This window comes from uncultured Gimesia sp., assembly GCF_937919775.1.
Taxonomy (GTDB): domain Bacteria; phylum Planctomycetota; class Planctomycetia; order Planctomycetales; family Planctomycetaceae; genus Gimesia.
In genome coordinates, this window is record NZ_CALFPF010000717.1 from 1 (window position 1) to 3,589 (window position 3,589).

Here is a 3,589-nt window from a genome sequence, read left to right on the forward strand (position 1 = left end):
CGAATGAAATCTGAGAGCCATTTTTCGGAGCCGTAGCCGTTGAAATCGGGGGCAGCACCTCCCCCTTCCTCTTCGGGATCGCCGGCTTTCATGGCGTGGCACTGAGCACAGTAGCCGTCAAAATCGACCACTTTGCCTGTTTTATCCTTGAACTCTTTACCGCTGAAAACAGAAATGCCGCGCTGGATGACTGTTTCGCTGACCGGTTCAAAATCTCTGTGTTTGGCTTCGCGGGCGACGAGTGCCGCGACGGCTTCAATGTCTTCTTTCGTGAGAACTCCTTCCGGGCCCACGTAGCTGGCGGCCCAGTCGCTCATGTCTCCGTTCAGGATGGCGTCTCCCCCCTTGGTTGTGCCGAGATGGCCAAAGAATTTGGGGGATTTTGGGTCCGTCAGAAATTCCGCCAGCCATTTTGTCGTGGCAAATCCGGCCAGATCCGAAGCACGGGGAGTCGCTTTGACTTTTTTGCCGTCCTTCATTTCCATGATATTGTGCCCGGTTCCGTCATGGCCGTTCCAGGTGTGACAGATACCGCAGTGGCGCGCAAATATCAGCGGCCCGATTGATTTGGGATCATTTCGCAATAACGAAGCGGGCCCCTCCGGAGGAACGCCGTTTTTGTGGGCCAGCCAGGAAGCGCGCGCGGCGTACGCGATTTCCTGCGAGCGGTTCAATGCATAGTCGGGGGCACTGCGTTCTGTTTTGATACCATACCAGCTGATGCCGGAAATAATCAGCAGACCGCCGACATACACGAAGATCGCCAGCCTCTGTCCCCATTTTTCTCCCAGAACTTTTTCATAAAACGGGACCAGGATCAGAATGGCAAGAATCACGCCCGGCAGCACGGCTGTGACTAAAACTTCGAGTTCCTTGGGGACCATGTGTCTGAGTTCGAACAGAAAGCGGACAAACCATTCCGGTCGCGCGACAAAGGGGAGCGAACTGTCTGCGGGGGCTTCCAGTTTGATCTCACTGGCAGGAAGATCTGCCTCCCATCCCAGCAGCTCGGAGCCGACATGCTGGTTTTTGAGAGCGGGATAAATCATGATCTGCATGATCACGATGCCGACCAGCACCAGCGTTAATACCAGCGTGCGGGTTGTCTGATAAGGCCAGTAAGGTTGTGTGATTTCATCTTTCACGGGATCGTCTTCGTCGAGTTCGAAGTCGATCTCCGGATCATTGTCCGCTTCTTTGATTTTTGCGGTACGCAGACGATCACGGCGAACCAGCGCCAGGTGGATTGTGAACAGCAGCATGGCGATCACGGGTAGAACGATGACGTGAATTGTATAGAGTCGTGTTAACGTGAGGTTTCCGAACTCGCTGCCTCCGATCACTAAGGAGCGGAGGGTGGAACCGATCACGGGCATGGTGCCGGCGATTCCTGTTTCAATTTGATAGGACCAGTAACCTTTCTGATCCCAGGGAAGCGGGTTTCCGGTCACCGTTAATCCGATGATGACCCCGCCGATCAGCAGGCTGGTCCAGTAAATAAATTCTTTCGGCTTGCGATAACCGGCGGAAATGATGACCAGGAAGATATGTATGACTACGGCGACAATCATCATATGGGCCGTGTAGTGATGCAGACCGCGCACAAACCAGCCCAGATCGACCTGCGTTTCAATATAATGCACACTGCCCCAGGCTGCCGCTTCAGACGGGCTGTAGACCGTCATCAATAAGGTGCCGGTCACGATTTCCACCAGCATCAGTAATACCAGCGCGCCTCCCCAGATATTTTGCCAGCGGGAACGTCTTTTCGTCGGAAAATTCAACAGAAAGATTGCATGCAGGAAGTTCTGGTAGCCGGTTCGCTCATCGAGCCACTGTTTGGTTTTTTCTGACAGCACTGAAACATCTCCCTATGGGAAATTAAAATATTTTCATCAACGGAGTAAGGCAGCAGGGTTTGAAGCGTATCAGTCAGCGTCAGCCGATCGGTTCTTTTTCTGCGATTCCGGTTGCAAACCTCTGATATTCCACGCTCACCCACTGCTCTCCCCGGACTTTTTCGATCGAAGTTTTCAGCTCATCCATGCCGCGAGGTTGTGGGCCGCTCACCATCGCGCCGTCTGTTTGAAAAGTCGCTGCATGGCACGGGCAGAAAAATACTTCATCGCCGGGGATATAATCCACTACGCATCCCAGATGGGGACAGGTGGATGAGAAAGCCGTCACGGTTCCATCTTCGGCCTTACTGATCCAGACCGACCCGATCGGACCGGACGGGTATTTAGTCCACGCATCGTCGCGATGGTCAATAATAGTAAATCGCTGGGGAACACCTGGCGCCAGGTCGTTCAGTTTGGCCAGTTTGTAGGTTGCCTCTTTTTGTTGACCTCGTTTGAGAGTCGAAAACAAAAACCCCAACCCGGGTACGACCAGGATTGTGGCGTAGACGGAACCTAAGATACTGGTGCAGTATTTGAGGAATTTTCGACGTCGCATGGTGAGAACCTTCAAATCGGAAATGCCGGCTGTTGATCAGATGTCGGAGGATAACTATTTGATTTCTGAATCAAACAACATGTGCCTTTAAGGGTTACGGTTAGTTTTGTTTAATCGCGAACTGTGACACTTATGTAGTACTTTCTGGCAGGATGCTTCTCGTTTTAGTGAGTCGCTGGTGAGGAGGGAAGTAACAATCTACTTTTCCGAAACGTAAACTCGTCGCTTTCAGTAATCATTGGAAGGTAAACTTTATATTAACAGATCCTGCAATCGATTACGAATGTTTATTTTAACTCTAGTGACTTCCTGTTTTTAAGGCAATGGAGTTAGTTAATTAGGATTGTAATGTCCAGAATAGAGGAAGTACAATCCCGGATGCTTGATTTCTTGAAGACAAAAAAAAAACGGCTCCCCTTTACAGGAGAGCCGTTTGATTCTTCAATTCAGTCTAGCTGAAGGTTTGATTGATCAGTCAATCAGACCGAACAGGTTTGACAGGCTGTTTCCGCTCAGACGACGAGTCTGCTTTTGATTTTGCAGACGGCTGGGGAAGTAAGCCTTAGGATCTGAGGTTGGAGCAGGAGCTGCAGGAGCTGCTGATGGTGAGCATCCGGCAGGAGCACATCCAGCGTGGCAGCATGGTGTATCGCAGCAACCTTCGACAACATCGTATCCGCAGAGTCTCAGAGCTTGAGTAGCTTCACGAACAACCTTTTTGTCGCAGTCACCCAGAGCACATGTCAGAGCAGCAGTCAGCTCAGGTGAGCAGCAGCAGCTGTTCTTGCGAAGCTGGTCGCCGATTTCATCAGCAGCTTTAGCACGAACACGTTCGTCAGCGTCGTTCAAAGCGTAGATGAAAGCACACATGATTTCAGGATTGCATTCGCAGGTGAACTTGTCACCCAGCTTGTGAATTGCTTTGCGACGGTGCTTAGCATAACAAGCTGTTTGTGACTGATAGATCAGTTCTGCGATTTCGCAAGGATCTGCGTTGCAGCAAGGTTTTTCGTTGCAGCAAGACTCAGCAGCTGGTGCGGCACAAGTCTTAGGAGCAGGAGCACAGCAGGCTTTAGGAGCTGGTGCGGCACATGCTTGTGGAGCAGGAGCACAGCAGGCTTTAGGAGCTGGT

The 3,589-nt window shown here is 51.4% G+C and carries 3 protein-coding genes; all 3 read right to left on the minus strand.

Annotated features, from left to right (window positions below; genetic code table 11):
• A partial coding sequence (locus Q0294_RS20240; RefSeq protein ID WP_299469076.1) for a cytochrome b N-terminal domain-containing protein occupies positions 1-1,859 on the minus strand: 1,859 nt, incomplete at its 3' end.
• Positions 1,860-1,938: 79 nt separating this feature from the next.
• On the minus strand, positions 1,939-2,457 hold the full coding sequence (locus Q0294_RS20245; RefSeq protein ID WP_299469078.1) for a Rieske (2Fe-2S) protein: 519 nt from the start codon (positions 2,455-2,457) through the stop codon (positions 1,939-1,941).
• A 471-nt stretch (positions 2,458-2,928) separates the two neighbouring features.
• The coding region (locus tag Q0294_RS20250; RefSeq protein WP_299469080.1) for a HEAT repeat domain-containing protein at positions 2,929-3,589 on the minus strand (661 nt) is incomplete at its 5' end.

Excerpts from the sequence above, each read along its gene's own strand:
- Q0294_RS20245 (WP_299469078.1), bottom strand. The coding sequence starts at position 2,457 with ATGCGACGTCGAAAATTCCTCAAATACTGCACCAGTATCTTAGGTTCC.